This is a genomic window from Micromonospora sp. II (assembly GCF_001709195.1).
In the GTDB taxonomy this organism is placed as follows: domain Bacteria; phylum Actinomycetota; class Actinomycetes; order Mycobacteriales; family Micromonosporaceae; genus Micromonospora; species Micromonospora chalcea.
The window spans coordinates 87806-105864 of record NZ_LYXF01000012.1; the positions used below are offsets into that span (position 1 = coordinate 87806).

At 70.3% G+C, this 18059-nt stretch carries 22 protein-coding genes; 17 read left to right on the plus strand and 5 right to left on the minus strand.

The window, feature by feature from the left end; translation table 11 throughout:
• The first annotated feature begins 10 nt into the window (after positions 1-10).
• A complete protein-coding gene (locus tag A8711_RS08040; RefSeq protein ID WP_083296950.1) occupies positions 11-2143 on the plus strand; it encodes a radical SAM protein in 2133 nt (710 codons plus the stop codon).
• 94 nt (positions 2144-2237) lie between these two features.
• On the plus strand, positions 2238-3305 hold the full coding sequence (locus A8711_RS08045) for a DUF2855 family protein (protein WP_069087858.1): 1068 nt from the start codon (positions 2238-2240) through the stop codon (positions 3303-3305).
• 5 nt (positions 3306-3310) lie between these two features.
• Here A8711_RS08045 and A8711_RS08050 read toward each other — a convergent pair whose 3' ends face one another.
• Complete coding sequence (locus A8711_RS08050; RefSeq protein ID WP_064448575.1) at positions 3311-4579, minus strand: GAF domain-containing protein; 1269 nt, start codon at positions 4577-4579, stop codon at positions 3311-3313.
• Between the two features lie 154 nt (positions 4580-4733).
• Here A8711_RS08050 and A8711_RS08055 point away from each other — a divergent pair, with 154 nt between their 5' ends.
• Entirely contained in the window at positions 4734-6119 is a 1386-nt protein-coding gene (locus tag A8711_RS08055; RefSeq protein WP_069087859.1) for a glycoside hydrolase family 6 protein, read from the plus strand.
• A gap of 194 nt (positions 6120-6313) precedes the next feature.
• Positions 6314-6511: a hypothetical protein gene (locus A8711_RS08060; protein WP_069087860.1), complete on the plus strand. Its 198-nt coding sequence runs from the start codon at positions 6314-6316 to the stop codon at positions 6509-6511.
• Positions 6512-6520: 9 nt separating this feature from the next.
• Here the strand turns inward: A8711_RS08060 and A8711_RS08065 are convergent, their stop codons facing one another.
• Both A8711_RS08065 and A8711_RS08070 read right to left on the minus strand, forming a co-directional pair.
• Complete coding sequence (locus A8711_RS08065; protein ID WP_069087861.1) at positions 6521-7174, minus strand: NADPH-dependent F420 reductase; 654 nt, start codon at positions 7172-7174, stop codon at positions 6521-6523.
• Between the two features lie 28 nt (positions 7175-7202).
• On the minus strand, positions 7203-7889 hold the full coding sequence (locus tag A8711_RS08070; protein ID WP_069087862.1) for an SDR family NAD(P)-dependent oxidoreductase: 687 nt from the start codon (positions 7887-7889) through the stop codon (positions 7203-7205).
• Positions 7890-8000: 111 nt separating this feature from the next.
• On the opposite strand from A8711_RS08070, the gene A8711_RS08075 reads away from it, so the two are divergent.
• Positions 8001-8621, plus strand: a complete 621-nt coding sequence (locus A8711_RS08075) for a TetR/AcrR family transcriptional regulator (protein ID WP_069087863.1) — start codon at positions 8001-8003, stop codon at positions 8619-8621.
• Positions 8622-8635: 14 nt separating this feature from the next.
• Complete coding sequence (locus tag A8711_RS08080) at positions 8636-9205, plus strand: nucleotidyltransferase family protein (RefSeq protein WP_069087864.1); 570 nt, start codon at positions 8636-8638, stop codon at positions 9203-9205.
• Between the two features lie 17 nt (positions 9206-9222).
• Here A8711_RS08080 and A8711_RS08085 read toward each other — a convergent pair whose 3' ends face one another.
• Positions 9223-9714: a DinB family protein gene (locus A8711_RS08085; protein WP_199744079.1), complete on the minus strand. Its 492-nt coding sequence runs from the start codon at positions 9712-9714 to the stop codon at positions 9223-9225.
• Positions 9715-10414: 700 nt separating this feature from the next.
• On the opposite strand from A8711_RS08085, the gene A8711_RS08090 reads away from it, so the two are divergent.
• From A8711_RS08090 to A8711_RS08125, 9 genes are all read left to right on the plus strand, one after another.
• Positions 10415-10711: a helix-turn-helix domain-containing protein gene (locus A8711_RS08090; protein WP_043326983.1), complete on the plus strand. Its 297-nt coding sequence runs from the start codon at positions 10415-10417 to the stop codon at positions 10709-10711.
• Positions 10712-11105: 394 nt separating this feature from the next.
• Positions 11106-11309 carry a cold-shock protein gene (locus A8711_RS08095; protein ID WP_043326981.1) on the plus strand — a complete coding sequence of 68 codons (204 nt, stop codon included), beginning with the start codon at positions 11106-11108 and terminating at the stop codon, positions 11307-11309.
• A 226-nt stretch (positions 11310-11535) separates the two neighbouring features.
• The gene (locus tag A8711_RS08100) at positions 11536-11817 is read left to right on the plus strand and encodes a hypothetical protein (protein WP_043326979.1); all 282 of its coding nucleotides are present in this window, start codon (positions 11536-11538) and stop codon (positions 11815-11817) included.
• An 84-nt stretch (positions 11818-11901) separates the two neighbouring features.
• A complete protein-coding gene (locus A8711_RS32750) occupies positions 11902-12036 on the plus strand; it encodes a hypothetical protein (RefSeq protein ID WP_255358612.1) in 135 nt (44 codons plus the stop codon).
• On the plus strand, positions 12020-12157 hold the full coding sequence (locus A8711_RS32600; RefSeq protein ID WP_197494984.1) for a hypothetical protein: 138 nt from the start codon (positions 12020-12022) through the stop codon (positions 12155-12157). The genes A8711_RS32750 and A8711_RS32600 overlap by 17 nt, the downstream gene beginning before the upstream one ends.
• Positions 12158-12504: 347 nt before the next feature.
• Positions 12505-12696, plus strand: a complete 192-nt coding sequence (locus tag A8711_RS08105) for a hypothetical protein (RefSeq protein ID WP_043326977.1) — start codon at positions 12505-12507, stop codon at positions 12694-12696.
• Between the two features lie 281 nt (positions 12697-12977).
• Positions 12978-13535, plus strand: coding sequence for a DUF5994 family protein (locus tag A8711_RS08115; RefSeq protein ID WP_051611247.1), 558 nt, complete (start codon positions 12978-12980; stop codon positions 13533-13535).
• A gap of 360 nt (positions 13536-13895) precedes the next feature.
• Complete coding sequence (locus tag A8711_RS08120) at positions 13896-14957, plus strand: acyl-CoA desaturase (RefSeq protein ID WP_043326973.1); 1062 nt, start codon at positions 13896-13898, stop codon at positions 14955-14957.
• A gap of 135 nt (positions 14958-15092) precedes the next feature.
• The gene (locus A8711_RS08125; protein ID WP_043326971.1) at positions 15093-15521 is read left to right on the plus strand and encodes an STAS domain-containing protein; all 429 of its coding nucleotides are present in this window, start codon (positions 15093-15095) and stop codon (positions 15519-15521) included.
• Positions 15522-15601: 80 nt separating this feature from the next.
• Here A8711_RS08125 and A8711_RS08130 read toward each other — a convergent pair whose 3' ends face one another.
• Complete coding sequence (locus A8711_RS08130; RefSeq protein WP_197494980.1) at positions 15602-15904, minus strand: lipopolysaccharide assembly protein LapA domain-containing protein; 303 nt, start codon at positions 15902-15904, stop codon at positions 15602-15604.
• Positions 15905-16184: 280 nt separating this feature from the next.
• Between A8711_RS08130 and A8711_RS08135 the strand changes: the two genes are divergently transcribed.
• Both A8711_RS08135 and A8711_RS08140 read left to right on the plus strand, forming a co-directional pair.
• Entirely contained in the window at positions 16185-17165 is a 981-nt protein-coding gene (locus A8711_RS08135) for a GAF and ANTAR domain-containing protein (protein ID WP_158629851.1), read from the plus strand.
• 97 nt (positions 17166-17262) lie between these two features.
• On the plus strand, positions 17263-17994 hold the full coding sequence (locus A8711_RS08140; protein ID WP_043330684.1) for a GAF and ANTAR domain-containing protein: 732 nt from the start codon (positions 17263-17265) through the stop codon (positions 17992-17994).
• The last annotated feature ends 65 nt before the right edge of the window (positions 17995-18059 follow it).

Genomic DNA, 18059 nt, shown 5'->3' on the forward strand with positions numbered 1-18059 from the left:
GGAGGCGTCGATGAGCGGAACGGTGAAGGCGGCACTAATCTACCCCCCGCTGACCGACCCCACCTCGGGGTACCACTCCCTGAACTACCTCGACTCGTACGCCCGGGCACAGGGGCACCGGCCGGCGGAGATCATCGACGCCAACATCGAGGCGTTCCACCACTCGTACACGCCGTCGGCGTACGAGTGGCTGCGACGGGAGCTGTCCCGGTCCTCGACCGACGACCTCAGCGGCCCGGACGCGCTGATGGCCCGGGCGAACCACCTCGGCCTGCCCGACCCCGATCCGGAGCGGCTGCGCCGGTCGATCGGGGTGTTGCAGGATCCGAACCTGTTCTACGACTACCGGCACTACCAGGACGCGGTCGAAGGCGTGATCTCCTGGATGGACGCGCTCGGCGCGGTCGGGTTCCCCGGGCAGTTCCGCGCCGGCTTCCGGCTGCAGCCACCGCCGATGATCTCGATCGGCTCGGTGGCCGCGCTCACCGACGAGGCGCTGCTCGGTCGGCTCAACAAGCCCTTCCAGCCGTACTACGAGGACGTGCTGATCCCGCGGCTGGCCGCCGGTGGCCACCAGGTGATCGGGATCAGCGCCACCTATCAGTGGCAGCTTCCGTTCGCGCTCTGGATCGCCCGGCTCGTCCGCCGGGCCTGCCCGGACGTCTTCCTCGTCGCGGGTGGCACGGAGATCTCCGACGTCTGGAAGTGCGCCAGCAGACCCGAGTACGTCTTCCAGGTGCTCGCCGACTTCGACGCGATCGTGGTCGGGGAGGGGGAGAGCGCGTACACGGAGATCCTGGACGCGGTGGCGACCGGCACCCTGCCGGCCGGGCACCCCAACGTCCGCCTGCACCCCAAGTACGGCCGCCAGCGCCAGCTGCCCCTGCGCTACGAGCGTCTGGCGCAGGTGCCGGTCCCGGACTTCTCCGGTCTGCCCTGGGACCTCTACCTCAGCCCGGAACGGTTCGTCTACTACTCGCCGACCCGCGGCTGCTACTGGAACAAGTGCACGTTCTGCGACTACGGCCTGAACACCGACGGCCCGACGAGCCCGTGGCGGCAGGACACGGTCGGCAAGATGATCACGGACGTCACCGAGCTGTCGAAGTTCGCCAAGTTCATCTACTTCTCCGTGGACGTGCTCGCTCCCGCGACCATCCTGCGCTTCGCCGAGCAGGTCGTGGAGCGCGGGCTCGACTTCCGCTGGGGCGCCGAGATCCGGCTGGAGAAGTACTGGTCGGACGAGCGCTGCGAGCTGCTGCGGCGCAGCGGATGCGTGGCCGTGTCGGTCGGTTTCGAGTCCGGCAACCAGCGCATCCTCGACCTGATCGACAAGGGCACCAGACCGGAGCAGGTACGGCGCACCATGACCGCGATGACGAAGGCCAACATCGGCGTGCAGATGATGGGCTTCACCGGCTTTCCCACCGAGACCCGCGAGGAGGCGCTGGACAGCATCGCGTTCCTGCGCGACAACCCCGACCTGTGGACCCTCGGCGGGCTCGGCGACTTCATGCTGACCCCGGGCGCCATCGTCGCCAAGGAGCCGGACCGGTTCGGCATCACGAACGTACGGCCGGTGGAGGGTTCGGACATCGTCCGGATGCTCCGGTACGACGAGCCGGTGACCGAGGCGGCGCAGGCCGAGGTCGCCCGGGCCAAGGCCGACCTCAACCCGGGACACTTCCACCGTCCCTGGCTGGGCAGCACCGACACCCCGCACACGTTCTTCTACCACGACCGGTACGGCACCGCGGTACGTGGTGTGCTCGCCCACGACCGGGTGCGGCACGACACCGACGACCGGACCGAGTTCCTCGCCAACGGCGCGTTCGTGGACCGCGACGACGAGCAGGTCTGGGACGCGTACCGGCGGATCCGGTCCGACGAGCAGGAGGGTGTCCCCGGTGACCTGCCGGCGAACCGGCACCTGTTCCGCCGCACCGACGGCCAGGTGTTCGCGCTCAACCGCAGCAGCCGTCTGTTCCTGGACCTGTTCAGCACGCCGCTCACGCTCGCCGAGGCGCAGCGTCGGCTCTGGATCGTCGAACCGGCGGTCGCCGACCGGGTCTGGCGCACGTTCATCGGGCAGCGGCTGATCCGCCGGCACCAGCTCCCGGCCCCGGCGCGGCCGACGCGGTGACCCGAGCGCCGGTCGGGCCGGCGCACCCCGCCGAGTGGGATTTTGCACTCCCAGTGCACTTGTTTCCGGTTTCGCTGCTGCCTAGCGTCAGGCCATGGCTGACTCGTGGACGTTCGCTGTGGCCCGTGACGACCTCGCCCGCACCACGCTCGCCGACGGCGCGGCGCCCGCCCTCGCCGACGGGGAGGTGCTGCTGCGCGTGGACCGGGTCGGCCTGACCGCCAACAACGTGACGTACGCGGTGCTCGGCGAGGCGATGCGCTACTGGGAGTTCTTCCCGCCCGAGCCGCGCGGGCTCGACCGGCGGTGGGGACTGCCGCCGCTGTGGGGCTTCGCCGAGGTGGTTGCATCCACAGTGTCAGGAGTCGAGCCGGGCGTGCGGGTCTACGGCTACCTGCCGCCCGCCGGCCACCTCGTGGTACGCCCGGAGCGGGTGGACGGGACCGGCTTCCGGGACGCCAGCCCGCACCGGGCCGGGCTGCCCTCGCCGTACAACTCCTACCGGTCGACCACCGGCGACCCCGCGTACCGGGCGGAGCAGGAGGACCTGCTGATCCTGTTCCGGCCGCTGTTCTTCACCTCGTTCATGCTCGCCGACCAGGTCGTCGACAACGACTGGTACGGCGCGGAATCGCTGGTGCTGTCGTCGGCGTCGAGCAAGACGGCGTACGCCGCCGCGTTCGAGCTGCACGGCCGCGGCCATCGCCTGATCGGGCTCACCTCACCCGGCAACCTCGCCTTCACCAGGTCGCTCGGCTGCTACGACGATGTCCTCGCGTACGACGACATCGCGGCGCTCGACGTCGTGCCGACGGTCTACCTCGACCTGTCCGGCGCGCCCGCGCACCGGGCCGCCCTGCGGGCCCACCTCGGCGACCGGCTCGTCCGGGACATCGCCGTCGGCCTGACCCGGCAGACGCCGAACGCCGACGCCGCCGAGGAGGTCTTCTTCGCGCCGGTCCAGATGCGCAAGCGCAGCCGGGACTGGGGCCGCGACGGCCTCGACGCCCGGTTCGCCGACGCCTGGCAGCGGTTCTCGCAGGTGGTGAGCGGATGGCTCGACGTGCGGACCGGCGCCGGTCCGGAGGCGCTGCGGGACGCCTGGCTCGACGTCCTCGCCGGCCGTACGCCGCCCCGGGTGGGCCACGTCGTGCAGCTCTGAGAGCGTCAGCGGTCGAGGTAGGCGGACAGGCCGCCGAGCTCCTCGTTGGCGATGAAGACCGAACGGACGTTGATGACGGCTTCCTCGACGTGCACCGGGCAGCCCCACGCCGAGTCGCCCCACGAGTCGGCGACCTTGATCTCGGCGGGCGCGGCGCAGCCGTCGCTGCCGCCGAGCTGACACCGCTCGGGGCGGGGAGTGGCGGCCTGCGCGGCGGCGGCGGCGCGCAGCCGGGCGGTGAGTTCCGCCGCCGCGGCGGCGCGCTGTTCCGCCTCGGCCCGTAGCTCCCGCTCCGCCCGCACCACCCGGGCCAGCTCGTCGTGGGCGGCTCGCGCACGGGCGTCCGCTTCGGACTTCGCCTGTTCGATGTGGTGACGTTCGATGGCCAGGGCGGCGGTGCCGGTGAAGACCCGGGCGAGGGCCAGATCGGTGTCCCGCGGGACGCGCGGGGTGCGGTGGTACATGGCGAACGTGCCGAGCAGGCTGCCGTCGCGGGCCAGGATCGGCGTGGACCAGCAGGCGGCGAGTCCGGCCCGCTCGGCCAGATCGCGGAAGTCGGCCCAGAACGGGTCGGTGGCGATGTCGGTGACGACGACCGGCTCCCGCCGGTGCGCAGCGGTGCCGCACGATCCGACGCCCTCACCGGTGGCGATCCCGTCGATGGCCTCGTTGTAGAAGTCGGGCAGGCTGGGCGCGGCGCCGTGGCGCAGGTGCCGGCCGTCGGCGTCGGCGAGCAGGACGGAGACGAGCACCTCCTGCGGCGCGAGGTTCTCGATGCAGCGGGCCATCCCGTCGAGCACCTCGGTCAGGGGCGCCTGCCGGGCGATCTGCTCCAGCATGGCGCGGTGTTCGGCCATCAGCCGTTGCGCGTGCTTGACCTGCGTGGTCTCCACCCCGATCACGCGGATCCCGGTCACCGTGCCGGCGGGGTCGCGGCGCGCCTCGTAGGTGAAGTCGAAGAACGCCTCCCGCGCGTGCGAGCCGGTGCCCAGCATGATCCGGGCGTCGTGACCGGTGTAGGACTCGCCCGTCCGGTAGACCTCGTCCAGCAGGGCGATGAAGCCCTGGCCGTCCAGTTCCGGCATCAACTCGGCGAGCGGAACTCCGGTACGTGCGCGTTCCTCACCGATGGCGGCGAAGAATGCCGGGTTCGCCGCCTCCACCACGTGCGTCGGCCCGGCGAGCGCCGCGAAGACGGCGATGGACTTGCCGAACAGCGTCCGCAGATCCTCGTCCGCCGGCCTGGGCAGGTCCTGGCCTGATAGCGCCGTCATGCCTGGTCTTCCTCCCCGCCGCTTCGTCGACCGTCGCAAGATTACGGGTCAGTGACCGACGTTCACATCTTGGCATCGACGTCCGCCTCCGTTACCGTCGTGGGAACGCTCCCACGAACTTAGATACGTCGATGTGATCAGGAGGAAACACGTCGTGGCTATCCTCTCCGCCCGCCGCAGGTCAGCGGCCATCAGCGTGGCGGCCGTAGCGGGTCTCGCCGCCGCCGGCGTCGGCCTCGCCGTCGGCGGCGCGTCCGCCGGCACCGTGTCCGGATCGCTCTACCGCGACCCGTCCTCGGCGGTCGTCCGCTGGGTCGCCGCCAACCCGGGCGACTCCCGCGCCGCCGTCATCCGCGACAAGATCGCCAGCCAGCCGCAGGCCCGCTGGTACGCCAACTTCAACCCGTCGACCATCCAGTCCGAGGTCTCCGCGTTCATCGGCGCCGCCAACTCGGCGCAGCAGATCCCGGTGCTGTCGGTGTACGAGATCACCAACCGCGACTGCGGCGGCGCCAGCGCCGGTGGCGCGCCGGACCTCAACCAGTACCAGACCTGGGTGTCCAACTTCGCCCGCGGGCTCGGCAACCAGACGGTCCTGATCATCCTGGAGACCGACTCGCTGGCCCTGCAGACCTGCCTGAGCACCAGCGAGCTGAACGCCCGCAACCAGGCGCTCACCACGGCGACCCAGACCATCAAGTCGGGCAACCCCAACGCCAAGGTGTACCTCGACGGCGGCCACTCCACCTGGAACAGCGCGAACGACACGGCCAACCGGCTCCGCGCGGCCGGCGTGCAGTACGCCGACGGCTTCTTCACCAACGTGTCGAACTTCAACCCCACGTCCAGCGAGGCGAACTTCGGCCGGGCCGTCATCTCCGCCCTCAACGGCATGGGCATCTCCGGCAAGCGGCAGGTCATCGACACCAGCCGCAACGGCGGAGCGGCCGGGGACTGGTGCGCCGACGACAACACCGACCGGCGCATCGGGCAGTACCCCACGACGAACACCGGCGACGCCAACATCGATGCGTACCTCTGGGTGAAGCCGCCGGGTGAGGCGGACGGCTGCCGCTACACGGCCGGTTCGTTCCAGCCGGACCTGGCCTTCAGCCTGGCCAACGGCGCGCCCAACCCGCCCACCACCACGCCGCCGACGACCAACCCGCCGACCACTGCTCCGCCCACCACCGCGCCGCCGACGACCGCGCCGCCGACCACGGCGCCCCCGACCACGCCGCCGCCGGGCGGTAACGGCTGCTCCGCGTCGGTCGCGATCAACCAGTGGAACGGCGGCTTCACCGCGAGCGTGAACGTCACCGCCGGCTCGGCGAGCATCAACGGCTGGACCGTGACCGTCGCGCTGCCCGGCGGCGCGGCGATCACCGGCACCTGGAACGCCCAGGCCAGCGGCACCAGCGGCACCGTCCGGTTCACGAACGTCGGCTACAACGGCCAGGTCGGCGCCGGGCAGACGACCAACTTCGGCTTCCAGGGCACCGGCACCGGTCAGGGCGCGACGGCCACCTGCGCCGCCTGACCCGCACGACACCTGCGGGCCCGGCACGGAGGAACACTCCTCCGCGCCGGGCCCGTCCCCGTGCTCCTGGTCGACGCGGCTCGCCCAGGCGGCCGGCGAGGGTTAGGCTGTCGATGCGGGGTATCGACGGCTGATCGCCGACCCCCTGCCCTTCCCACGGTTTCCCAGCCGCGACGACTGAGTCGAGTGCTGCCGTGCAGATTCCCTTGGAGCACGACGTGCCCGACAAGACGTTCGCCCTGAACCCCTTCAGCATCGAGGGGGCCGAGGTCACCGACGAGGAGCGCAGTCCGGCCGCGGACATCAGCGCCGCCTCCATGACCCGCCTGCGCAGCCCGTTCGCCGCGGAGGAGCCCGCCCGCGAGCGGGGCCCGGAGTCCACCGCGCGCTGACGACGAGAGTCACGCCGGCGCGTGGCGCCGCGCTCTCCTCAGGTTGAGGGCCAGCTCCTCACGGTTCTGGTGCGCGTGCCGGATCCACGCGGGCTGACCCGGGCCGGTGCGCCACGACTCGCTCAGTGGGCTGTTGTCCACGGTGTCGAAGCCGAACTGGTCGTACAGCCGCGTCACCAGAGCAACCGCCTCCGGGAAGTTGCTGGAGACGGAGAGCGCCAGCCGGTCACTGGCGCCCGCGGGCCGGGCGGAGGTGAGCAGGCGGGGCGCCTGGATGTGGGTGAACGCCTTGGCGACCTTCGACGCGGGAAGCTGCTCCTGGCGTAGCTCGTGGACCGTCTTCTCGCCCGAGTCGAGGACCGGGATGTTCCCGTCGCGCCAGACCATGTAGTTGTTCGTGTCCAGGACGATCTTGCCCGCGAGTTCCTCGGCCGGCATGTCGTTGACGACCTTCAGAGGTACGGCGACGACGGCGAAGTCGCCCGCCGCCGCGGCCTCCCTGGCGTACGCCGCCCGCGCCGACGGACCCAGCTCGGTGACGAGGCCCGCCAACGTCTCGGGCCTGCGCGAGTTGGCGATGACGACCGAGTACCCGGCCGCGATCGCCGCCCGTGCGATCTGGCTGCCGACCTCGCCCGCGCCGATGATGCCGATGGTTGTCATGGGTTCCCCTCCCGGCTGTCGGTCGCGGCTACCAGTTCAGGTGCCCGAACTCGTCCTGGAGCGTCCCGGTCGGGCCGTCCGTGGGCAGCGTCGCCAGACGTACGACGATCCGGGCGCTCTCGGCCGGTGACCTGCCACCGCCGAGCGCGGCGGTCATGTCGGTGGCGGTGAAGCCCGGCTCGACCGCGTTGAACTTGATGCCCGGCTGGGACCGGGCGTACTTGACGGTGATCATGGTGGCGGCAGCCTTGGACGCCGAGTAGAGCGGGAACCCCAGATCGAACTCCGGCCGGTCCGGGTTGTTCGTCGCCCAGAAGGAGCCCGCGCTGCTCGACACCGTGACCACGGTGGGGTTGGCGGATCTGCGCAGCAGGGGCAGTGCCGCCTCGGTGACCCGGATGATCCCGACCACGTTGGTGTCGAACACCCGCAGCGCTGTGGGTCCGTCGACGGGGCCGCTCTCGACGATGCCCGCGTTGTTGACCAGGACGTCGAGCCGGCCGTGGGCCGCGTCGATGGTCGACAGGGCCTCGGTCACCGAGGCGTCGTCGGTCACGTCCAGGTGCAGGAACCGCGCGCCGAGCGTCGCTGCCGCCTCCTCGCCCTTGCGCTTGTCGCGCGCCCCGACGTAGACGATGTGCCCCAGGTCCAGAAGCTGCCCGGCGGTCGCGAAACCGATGCCCTTGTTCGCGCCGGTGATCAACGTGACGGTCATGCGTCTCCCTCGGTCTTTTGTACTGATCGGTTGTGACGTCACCGTAGCAAGGTTCTGTACCGATCGGTTGGTGCGCTGCGTCACTTCTGTACCGAGCGGTAGAGTAGGTGCATGGGCACTTCGACACCGGGACGGCCGCGAGCCTTCGACGAGCAGACGGTCCTCGACCGGGCCGCCGAGGTCTTCTGGCGGCACGGTTACGAAGGCGCGTCGCTCAGCTCCCTCACCAGCGCCATGGGCATCAACCGGCCGAGCCTGTACGCCACCTTCGGCAGCAAGGAGGAGCTGTTCCGGCGTGCCTTCGCCCGCTACCACGAGACCAACCTGGCCAACGCCCGCGCCGCACTAGAACAACCCACCGCGTACGCCGCCGTGGAGAGCTTCCTGCGCGCCAGCGCCGACGCGCTCACCGCCGACGACCACCCCGCCGGCTGCCTCTCCATCCAAGGAGGGCTCTCCTGTTCCCCGGAGAACACCCGCATCTCCGAGATGCTGGCCGCCGGCCGGGCCGCCACCGAGACCGCGCTGGAGGAACGGCTCTCCCGCGCGGCGAAGGAAGGCGACCTCCCGGAAGGCGTCGACAGCCGGGCGCTCGCCCGGTTCGTGATGGCGCTCAGCGAGGGCCACGCCGTGCACGCCGCAGCCGGCGCGAGCCGCGAAGACCTCCAGGCCTCGGTCGACGTCGCGCTGCGGGTGCTCAACCTCGTACCCGGCCCGGCGACCCCCACCTGATCTCAGGAGAACCGATGCGGGAGGACGAACTGCGGGACCTGGTGCGGCGCAGCCCCTGGCTGATCCGGGTGCTGGGCGTCGTTCGGGACTGCGGCCTCCCGGACGCCTGGATCGGCGCGGGCGTCATCCGCGACCTCGTCTGGGGCGAGCGGTACGGCCACGGGTTCGACCCCTCGTCCGTGCGCGACGTCGACGTGGTCTTCCTCGACCCGGCGGACCTGAGCCGTGACAACGACGACCGGGCCACCCGGCGACTGGTGGCGGGATGGTCGGATCCGCCGTGGGAGGCGAAGAACCAGGCCGCCGTGCACACCTGGTATCCCGCCAAGTTCGGCGGTGGCCCGGTGACACCGCTGCGCACCGTCGCCGACGCGGTCGCCACCTGGCCCGAGTACGCCACCGCCGTGGCTGTACGCCTCGACACGTACGAACAGATCGCGGTGTGTGCGCCGCACGGCCTCGACGACCTGCTCGACGGCGTGTGGCGACGCAACCCGACCAGGGTCAGCCCGGAGGTCTCCCGGCAACGACTGGCCCGTCACCGCCCCGCCGAACGCTGGCCCGGCGTCCGCGTCGTTACCTGAGCCGGTGCTCGCCCGGCTCAGCGCGGGCCCAGCCCGGTCCGCCCGTCGGCGAGTTCGCGCACGACATCCAGGTGGCCGGCATGTCGGGCGGTCTCCTCGATGACGTGCAGAACAATCCGGCGCAGGTCAGTGGTCTGCGAAGCCAGCGGCTCCTCCGGGTGCCGGCCGACAGGTTCCGCCGTCAACGGCGCCGCGGCGATGATCGCGTCCGAGATCCGGCACTGGTCGCGATAGAAGTCGAAGACCTGGTCCGGCGATCGAGACGTGCGCAGCGGTGTGTTCTCGTCCGGCCAGGGCAGTGGCTCCACCGAACCGCGAAAGACCTCCTGGAACCAGTGGCGCTCCGCGTGACCGAGGTGCTCCACCAGGCCGAGCGGCGACCATCCGGAGGGCAGGGCGGACGTCCGCAGCGCGGTCGGGTCCAGATCAGCCAGGATGGCTCGGACGCTGGCGCGCTGGTATTCGAGGAATTCGCACAGCGTGGCCTTCTCTGCATCGATCTTCGTCACGCCGGCAGGCTAGCGGCCGACGCCGACACTTTCGGGGCGTCATGATCTTCGATGAGGTGTGCGGTGGGGCTCAGCTGTCGGCGCGGCCCCGCACGTGCCTGCTGGGGTTCGCCGCTGACCCTGACGGCGGTCGACCAGAAAATCTGGGTCGGAACGACTAGACATCCTCGGCGGCGTGGAATAATCTTCTTCGAGTCGAGAGAGAAGATCCGTCAAGACGCAGACGGGGCCGCCCGGCCGTGAGGTCACGACGGACGGTGAAAAGCGGAATTCGTTCCGCGTAGAACGGCAGTAGGAGCACGTCAGCCTCAACGTGTGACGCACGATGGGGCACGCAGGTGGGGCCAAGGCTTGCTCAGGGCTCCAGCTGATGTTCGCCGCATGTGTCGGGGCCATGAAGTCGCGTGGGCTCCGGCGCCGGCGGACCGTACGACCGCAAGGGTGAGAAGTAGCAGAGGAAAGGGAGGGCCGTACACCGTTGGATCGCCCGCCAGCAGCCGTCATTCCAGGCTCGGCGGACACCGCAGTTTCCATCGAACGAGAGGTGGTCTCCGGTCACGCATATGCGATCCTCGCACCCGAAGCCTTCGATGGCTGGTGCGGATACGACAAGCCGACTTTCCTGTCGGTAGATGGTGTTCTGACCCGTTAACCCTGGGCCCCGGCGCTTATGCGCCGGGGCCCTCGATGTGGAGGTGACATGGGGCGAAACCCCGATGACATGTTCGGCGACGAGAACACTCCGGCCTACACCATCGGTCAGGCCGCAGAGATGCTCGGCACCACGCAGGACTTCCTGCGCCGCCTGGACGAGGCGAAACTGATCAACCCGCACCGCTCTGCCGGCGGGCACCGCCGCTACTCCCGCTACCAGTTGCGCCTGGCCGCCCGGGCCCGCGAGATGGTGGATCAGGGCACGGCGCTGGAAGCCGCCTGTCGGATCATCATCCTGGAAGACCAGCTCGAGGAAGCCCTGCGGCAGAACGAGAAGCAGTAGCGTGGGGCCACGGCGGCAGACTGGCCGGCCCGCTCCCGGCTCGGTCCTGGTAGCCCGTACTCCTGCTTGTCGCGCCTCTTCGCATCCCGGCGATCGGCCGGGATGTTGCTGTTCGTGACCTACGGCCCGAGGCGGGCCGTAGGCCGCCGGTGCCCGCGCGCGGCGGATCGGCGTGTGGCCAGACCCACTCACCGCCATCGGCTCCACGACGGATCATGTGCTACGGTGGCCGGGTTGCAGTTTTGATTTCCGTAGACGTTTTCCGGCGCCTGATGGGGCATCTGAAACCCATCCAGGCGCTTTTCGTTTTTCGTGTCGTTTCGACGCGGGTGATCAACGCGGCGGCGTAAGGGTCCGCACCGTGCGGTCTCTAACAGCCTGCGAAGGAGCAGACATGACTACAGGCACCGTGAAGTGGTTCAACGCCGACAAGGGCTTCGGCTTCATCAGCCCGGACGACGGCGGCGCCGACGTCTTCGCCCACTTCTCCGCGATCTCGGCGAGCGGCTTCCGCAGCCTCGACGAGAACCAGAAGGTGGAGTTCGACGTCACCCAGGGCCAGAAGGGCCCGCAGGCGGAGAACATCCGCCCGCTCTGATCCACACCCGCCGAACGGCGGCCCGACTGATTCAGCGGGCCGCCGTTCGGCGTCTCATGCGCTCACCACGGCCAAGCATCGACCCTTGTCCCTCACGAGCCGGATACCGCACTGCCGCCGCCCTGACGGTCGAGGCACGTACGGTCGCGGTCCAGTTGGAGCACGCCATGGTCGGACTCGACGCCTTCCTCTGTGCACGGCGCTACATTCTGAAGGGTTGATGACAATGACGACGACCTACTCCGGCCCTGCGAGGCTGATCCTGGTCGACGGCGCCTGCATCTCCGGCATGGCTTCCCTCAGTACCAACCAGCGCGGAGGACTCAACGGCTGGGGCGGCACGTTCCGTCCGGACGAGATCACGACAGACCTTCGCAACGCAGACCAGGGGCTGCAATTGGAGCTGCCCTATGATCGGGTAGGGACAGTCGCCGTCACCCGCATACGCAAGCTACTCGCCACGCAGGTATTGATGTCGCTGGCAGGCCGCGGACCCGCACCATTCTGATGGTACGCCGTACGGCCGCCGCTACATCGCGGCTCGACGCGTGCGCGCACCTGGCTCTGTCGGCTCCGCCTCAAAATGACCCCCGTGCGCCAGATGACGGCCGAGATCACCTCGGGGCAGGAGCCGGCCGCCAGGCCGGCGGATGCGGTCACGGACGAGCAGTTGATCGCGATGCTGGCCGATCGGGCTCGCGGTGACGGATTTGAAGCTGACCGATGAGGGTGGACTGCTGCAGCAGATGACGAAGCGGGTCCTCGAATCGGCACTGGGCGGCGAGATCACCGACCACGTCGGCTACGACAAGCACGCGGGGCGGACCCGACCCGGCTGGCGATCGTGAGTCGCGATGTCCCGCAGCCGTGCTGGCCTCGACCGTCCCACCGGCCAGGGCTGCCCTGACGAGAGCTCAACCTGCTCGCCGACCCGCGCCCCCGGGCTCGTCCGCGCCCAGGCCGGCACCCCGGGTGCCGCACCCGGTGACCGGGGGTGTGGAAGCACGCCGCGAGGCGTACGGTGAAGATGTCACCCGAGTCCCCGGTGGCCGCCAAGCCGTCGCCACCACTCTGCCCGGTCGGTCCCGACCGTCACTCTCATCGTGGCAAGCCTGTGGTGCGATCCAGACAGTGCTTTCGCACGGCCGCCCGTGAGTGCGATCCTCTCGGACGGCTCCGCAGGGGAGAGCGTCCTATGACCATCGCCAGACAGCGGATCGTCAGTCTTCTCCGCCGACGCGGCCAGCGGATCAGGGCCGACTGGGTCGAGCGGGAACTGCCGGAGCAGATAGACCCGGAGAAGCACGCCGGGCTGCTCGCCATCCTGCGCCTCGACCCGGCCGATCTCGTCGACCCGCCTCGTACTCCGCTCGGACCGTCCGCCTGACCGCCGAGAGCGATCTGACCAACCGGCCGGCCCGTCGACGCCCCCTGCTCCCTTCCCCAGGAGCCCACCACCATCGAAAGAGGTCCGCGCATGGTCAGGTTCGGTCCCGTCCCCACCGGTGTGCAGTCCGGCCCCGAGATCAACGATCGGCCACGGCCTACGCCGGACGGCCGTGCCGGGAGCCCGGTGACCCTCGTGCACCGCGTCACCCCCTGCACCACCACCCGTTCGGACCTTCCCGGCGCCCGCCCGGACGCCGGCGTACCGGAGAGGCGGATCTGATGGTCCGCTCTGCCAAGGACCGCATGACGTGGGTCTGCACCGGTGAGCCGCCGGTGGCACGCCTGCGGCTGGCCGACTCGCCGTCCAGCCGGTCGATGCTCGACGGCGGCTGGTGGCCGACGTCACGAGAACCGGTTGTCGAGTTGTGCAGCCTCGTCACAGCGCTCACCGCCCGGCGTGGCGGCGTGATCGAACGGATCATGCTTCAGCCCGATGCCTGGGACCGGCACCCCGGCCGGATCGGCGTCGGTGGTGCCGTGGTGAGGGTGGGTTGGTTCACCAGTCTCGCGGCCGAGCTGGTGATTCTTACAGGCCCACGGGATCTGCGAGTCGACCTGGCCGTGGTCGCACCTGGGGCCACCCATGCCGTGGCGACGGCGACCATGCTCGCGGCTTCGCGTCCCGCCGACAGCACGCGCGCCACTGGTGAGACGTCCATACCGTCCCACCCCCGCCAGGGACGGTCGGCGCGAGCCGACGACGACGTCGCCGGCTGGGAGACCGAAGGCGGCCACGTTCAGCGCGATCGCCCACCCACCGCGCCGGCCCGGACCTGAACGCTCCGACTCTGCCGAAGCCACCACTGACCGAATCCCGCCCGGGCACTTGCAGGTGACCATCAGATGCAGGCAGACGGGGGCGTCGATGGTGTTCGTGCCCACTGTGACGGCGCCGGTCCGGCCGGCGCGCGGCACCGATCCGGTACACGCCGGGAGTCGACGTGGTAACCCTGCTGGGTGAGACGATCCGTTTCCTACGTCGCCGACGAGGGTACTGACCTCAGGCTGCATCCGACGTCCTAGCCGGATCGCGGCGGTCGCCCGGACTCCCGCGGCCTGTCGTCCGCACCTCCCGCACACGCTTGCCGCACTCGGAGACGTGAACCTTCCTGTGCGGTGGGAGATCCGAGGAGTCCCATGTCGAGCTCGACTGCCTGTCCTCCCGTCACCGAATTCGCCGACACTTCACCTCCGCACCGGAAGCCCGCGGGCGGCAGTGACTTCGCCGTGCTCAACCGACGGGTCGTCCGGGCCGGTCTGCTCGAACGGCGTCCCACTTACTACGCCGTACGGATGGTCACGGTGGCATCGATGCTGGTGGCCGGATGGACAGCGTTGTGGTTGGTCGGAGCGTCCTGGTGGACCCTCGCCGTCGCCGCCTTCCTGGGTGTCGCGTTCTCGCATGCGGCTCTGGTGGCCCACGATCTGGCGCACCGGCAGGTGTTCCGCACCGGGAAGCTCAGCGAGCGGGCGGGCCGGATCGCGGCCAACATCGCGGTCGGGATGAGCTACGGCTGGTGGATGGAGAAGCACACCCGCCACCACAACAACCCCAACCATGACGATCTCGACCCGGATGTGGCGTCGGAGGTGCTGATCTGGGCCAGCGGGTCGGCCCGGGGGCGACGCGGGCTGAAGGGATACGTCACCCGTCACCAGGCCGGTCTGTTCTTCCCGCTGCTGACGCTGCTGAGCATCGGCCTGCGGGTGTCCAGCGTCAGGGCGTTGCTGGCCCCCGGGATGAAGCGCCGCGGTCTGGAGGCCGGCTTGATGGGCCTTCACCTCGCTGCCTACGTCGCCGCCCTGCTGTTGGTGCTCACCCCTTGGCAGGCACTGGCGTTCTTCGCCGTTCACCACGCGGTGTTCGGTGTCTACCTGGGGATGACGTTCGCGCCGAACCACAAGGGCATGCCGCATCCGGAGGGCACCGAGGACTACCTGCGCAAGCAGGTGCTGACCTCACGAAACGTGACCGGTGGCCGGCTGACCGACGCCGCGCTGGGCGGTCTGAACTATCAGATCGAGCATCACCTGTTCCCGGCGATGCCGACACCGAACCTTCGCCGGGCGCAACCGATGGTCGAGGCCTACTGCAGGGAGATCGGAGTCGCCTACGAGCAGGCCAGCCTGGTCCAGTCGTACCGGCAGGCGTTGCGGCACCTGCACGAGGTCGGTGCGCCGCTGCGCGACAACCGGTGAGGCGGAGGACCGCCGCGTCCCGCCCGGTCACATCGGCTGTCGGCATCGGGTCGCCGGGCGGTAGCATCAGGACACGGCCTGTTCAGGTCGTTGCCCCAGCCCTCGGCATCAGGTCGTTCATGCCGAGGTGAGGCTATGGCCCAGGTGTCCGGCGCGCATTTCGTCATCACCCTACTGATCTCGCCTCGACGTCCCAGCGCCCTGATCCGCCTGGCGGGTGAGATCGACATGGAGGCCGACCCGGCACTGTCGGGCGTGGTGGAGCGCCTGTCGATCATCGCGCCGACCGAGGTCGTCGTGGATCTGGCCGATGTCACCTTCGCCTCCTCCGCGCTGCCCAGTTTCCTCGCCCGGGCGCATATCGCGCTCGCGGCTGATTCCGCCCTCGTCGTCTGCCGGCCCGGGGGCAGCATCCTGCGGTTGCTGCGGATCACGAACATGGAAGAGCTGGTGACGCTGCGTCCTGACCTGCCGGTGGCCGAAGACTGGACGCCGAGCAGCGCCGCGTCGCTGATCGCCCCTTCTTCCGCGCCGACCGCGCCCGGCTCTACGTCACCATGCTGACCATCGGCTACCTGGTCAGCCGCGGCCTGGCCAAGGCCGGCAGCCGCTCCGCTCCCCACGCCTGATCCCGCGGACACGGCTCAGTCGTCCTGATCCGCTGCGCGGGGCGGCAGCGGGACTACCGTGATGCCGTTCACCGGCGGGGGAGTCGGACGATGCTCGGGCGCGCCGGCTTCCCGCATGCGACGGCGACCCAGCAATCTGAGTTGCACGATCCGGGCGGTGCCGGGGAGTGCGACGAGCAGGACCCCGGAGACCGCGGCCAGCAGCAGGGCCACCCCCATCGGCAGCGTGCCGTGCGCGCCGAGGAACGACACCTCGGCGGGTTGCCCGTTCTGCAGCACGAAGACGAGCAGCAGCAGGAGTACGACCGCGAACACCACGGCAGCGACCCACAGACCCCCGACCCGCGAGCGCTTCACCGCCGGTCGCGGGGGAATCGGGCGAGAGGCATCGGTGCCGCGGTGACCGTCGCGCGGGAAGAATCGAACATGACTGTTCCGGGGTGCGGTCATGAGAACCGCCGCCTTCCGAGGAGTATCCGGCCGGCCTGAGCGCGGTGGTGCGCCGGCGCGTCTGGTTGATTGCGGGCCTGTGACAGACCGTCGCGGTCCGACGTGCGGTGGACGGTGCCCTGCCGGGAGCGAGGGTAGGCCCCGCGACTTGACCGGTCGGGATGGCGTCGCGAACGGGGCGTCCGTCGGCGGCGGGCTGTCAGCCACCGGGGTCCCGAGCGACACTGCCAGCGTACGCTCCCTTGCCTCGATCGGCTCGGCGTCGTCGCGTCCGTTGCCGCCGGTAGCGCGGCGGCGTCATGCGGAGTACCGTTTGCCCTTCGCCCGGGTCCCTGGCGCTGTCCGTAACGTCCGCTTCGAGCGATCCGGGTCGGAGTCAGTGGTGGACACGGACAACCCCGGGCACGGCGATCCGACGACCTCCGATCGCCGGCTGCGGCTGTGGGCCGCTCTCGGCGCTGCCGCCCGAGGTGGCGCGGTCACGGTCGGTCATGTCTGCGCGGCTGCGGTCTCGGCCGCCGACGTCGACTCCGCGGCCGTCGCCGTCGTCCTCGATGCCACGCCGCGCGAACTGGTGCACGCGACGGATCGAAGCGCTGCGGATCTGGAAGACCTAAGCCTCACCCTCGGCGAGGGGCCGTGCGTGGACGCGACCACACACGGGCCTGTCCTTGCCGCCGATCTGACCCTGCCGGAATGCCGGAAGCGCTGGCCGGCGTTCGCGCCGGCCGCGGTGCGCGTCGGGGCCTGTGCGGTGTTCGCGTTGCCACTACGGGTGGGCGGGATCAACCTCGGTGTCCTGGACCTTTACCGGGCCCGCGCCGAGGACCTCGCGGCGGAGGAGCTGGCCGACGTGCTGATCCTGGCGGACACGGCATGCGCGGTGCTGCTGGACGGCGCGACGAGCCACGGCGCGGACCGGAACGATCGGTGGCCCGAGGGGACCGGCCTGCACCACCCCGAGGTGCACCAGGCTACCGGAATGATCATGGCCCAGCTGGAGGTGCCCGCGGCGGTGGCACTCGCCCGGATGCTGGCCCACGCGTACTCCCGGGACCGGCGGTTGCGGGACGTGGCGACCGACATCGTCGCCCGGCGCCTGCGTCTCGGCCCGGACCGGACACGGTGACCGGAAGGGGTGAACGGGGGATCGGCGCCAGGACGGGCGCCGCACGGACCGTCCCGTCGGGTGACCGGTGGAACCATTGATTGGCGAGGTGACCGACATGGCCGAAACCCAGCTGGCCGACGTTTTCGTGGAGATGGCCGACACTCTCGTCGACGACTTCGACGTGATCGAGTTCCTGCACGTGCTGACCGAGAGGTGCGTTGATCTGCTGGGTGTGTCGGCGGCCGGGCTGCTCCTGACCGACCAGCGGGACAGGCTGCAGGTGGTCGCCGCCTCCTCCGAACGCACCCGGCTGCTGGAGCTGTTCCAGCTTCAGACCGACCAGGGGCCCTGCCTCGACTGCTTCCGTACGGGCCGACCGGTGTCGGTCGCCGACCTGGGACTGACCACCGCACAGTGGCCGAGGTTCGCCGCCGCGGCGGCCGAGGTCGGCTTCGCCGCGGTGCACGCCCTGCCCATGCGCCTGCGCTCCGAGGTCATCGGCGCGCTTAACCTCTTCGATGTCCGGCCGGGAGCTGTCGACGAGGACAAGCTCCGCATCGGTCAGGCGCTCGCCGACGTGGCCACCATCGGGCTGCTGCAACAGCGCGCCATCCACCGGCGCGACATGCTCGCCGAGCAGCTGCAGACCGCCCTGAACAGCCGCGTTCTGATCGAACAGGCCAAGGGAGTCCTCGCCGAACGCCTCCAGGTGGACGTGGGTCAGGCCTTCGCGTTGCTGCGCGACGGCGCCCGCAGCCGCAACCGGCGGCTGTCCGACCTGTCCCAGGCGATCGTCGACGGCTCCGAGCAGATCACGCTGGGCCCGGTCGACCACGGGTCCGCCTGACGACCGGTTCGGCACCCGGAACCCGTTCGGGTGTCGGTCCTGGAGATGAAGGCGTACGGTGACGG

Coding starts and splice junctions, on each gene's coding strand:
- A8711_RS08100 (WP_043326979.1), top strand. CDS start 11,536: ATGACGACGACCTACTCCGGCCCTGCGAGGCTGATCCTGGTCGACGGC.
- A8711_RS08050 (WP_064448575.1), bottom strand. CDS start 4,579: ATGACGGCGCTATCAGGCCAGGACCTGCCCAGGCCGGCGGACGAGGAT.
- A8711_RS08040 (WP_083296950.1), top strand. CDS start 11: ATGAGCGGAACGGTGAAGGCGGCACTAATCTACCCCCCGCTGACCGAC.
- A8711_RS08105 (WP_043326977.1), top strand. CDS start 12,505: ATGACCATCGCCAGACAGCGGATCGTCAGTCTTCTCCGCCGACGCGGC.
- A8711_RS08045 (WP_069087858.1), top strand. CDS start 2,238: ATGGCTGACTCGTGGACGTTCGCTGTGGCCCGTGACGACCTCGCCCGC.
- A8711_RS08090 (WP_043326983.1), top strand. CDS start 10,415: ATGGGGCGAAACCCCGATGACATGTTCGGCGACGAGAACACTCCGGCC.
- A8711_RS08115 (WP_051611247.1), top strand. CDS start 12,978: ATGGTCCGCTCTGCCAAGGACCGCATGACGTGGGTCTGCACCGGTGAG.
- A8711_RS08095 (WP_043326981.1), top strand. CDS start 11,106: ATGACTACAGGCACCGTGAAGTGGTTCAACGCCGACAAGGGCTTCGGC.
- A8711_RS08080 (WP_069087864.1), top strand. CDS start 8,636: ATGCGGGAGGACGAACTGCGGGACCTGGTGCGGCGCAGCCCCTGGCTG.
- A8711_RS08075 (WP_069087863.1), top strand. CDS start 8,001: ATGGGCACTTCGACACCGGGACGGCCGCGAGCCTTCGACGAGCAGACG.
- A8711_RS08125 (WP_043326971.1), top strand. CDS start 15,093: ATGGCCCAGGTGTCCGGCGCGCATTTCGTCATCACCCTACTGATCTCG.
- A8711_RS08065 (WP_069087861.1), bottom strand. CDS start 7,174: ATGACAACCATCGGCATCATCGGCGCGGGCGAGGTCGGCAGCCAGATC.
- A8711_RS08120 (WP_043326973.1), top strand. CDS start 13,896: ATGTCGAGCTCGACTGCCTGTCCTCCCGTCACCGAATTCGCCGACACT.
- A8711_RS08070 (WP_069087862.1), bottom strand. CDS start 7,889: ATGACCGTCACGTTGATCACCGGCGCGAACAAGGGCATCGGTTTCGCG.
- A8711_RS08140 (WP_043330684.1), top strand. CDS start 17,263: ATGGCCGAAACCCAGCTGGCCGACGTTTTCGTGGAGATGGCCGACACT.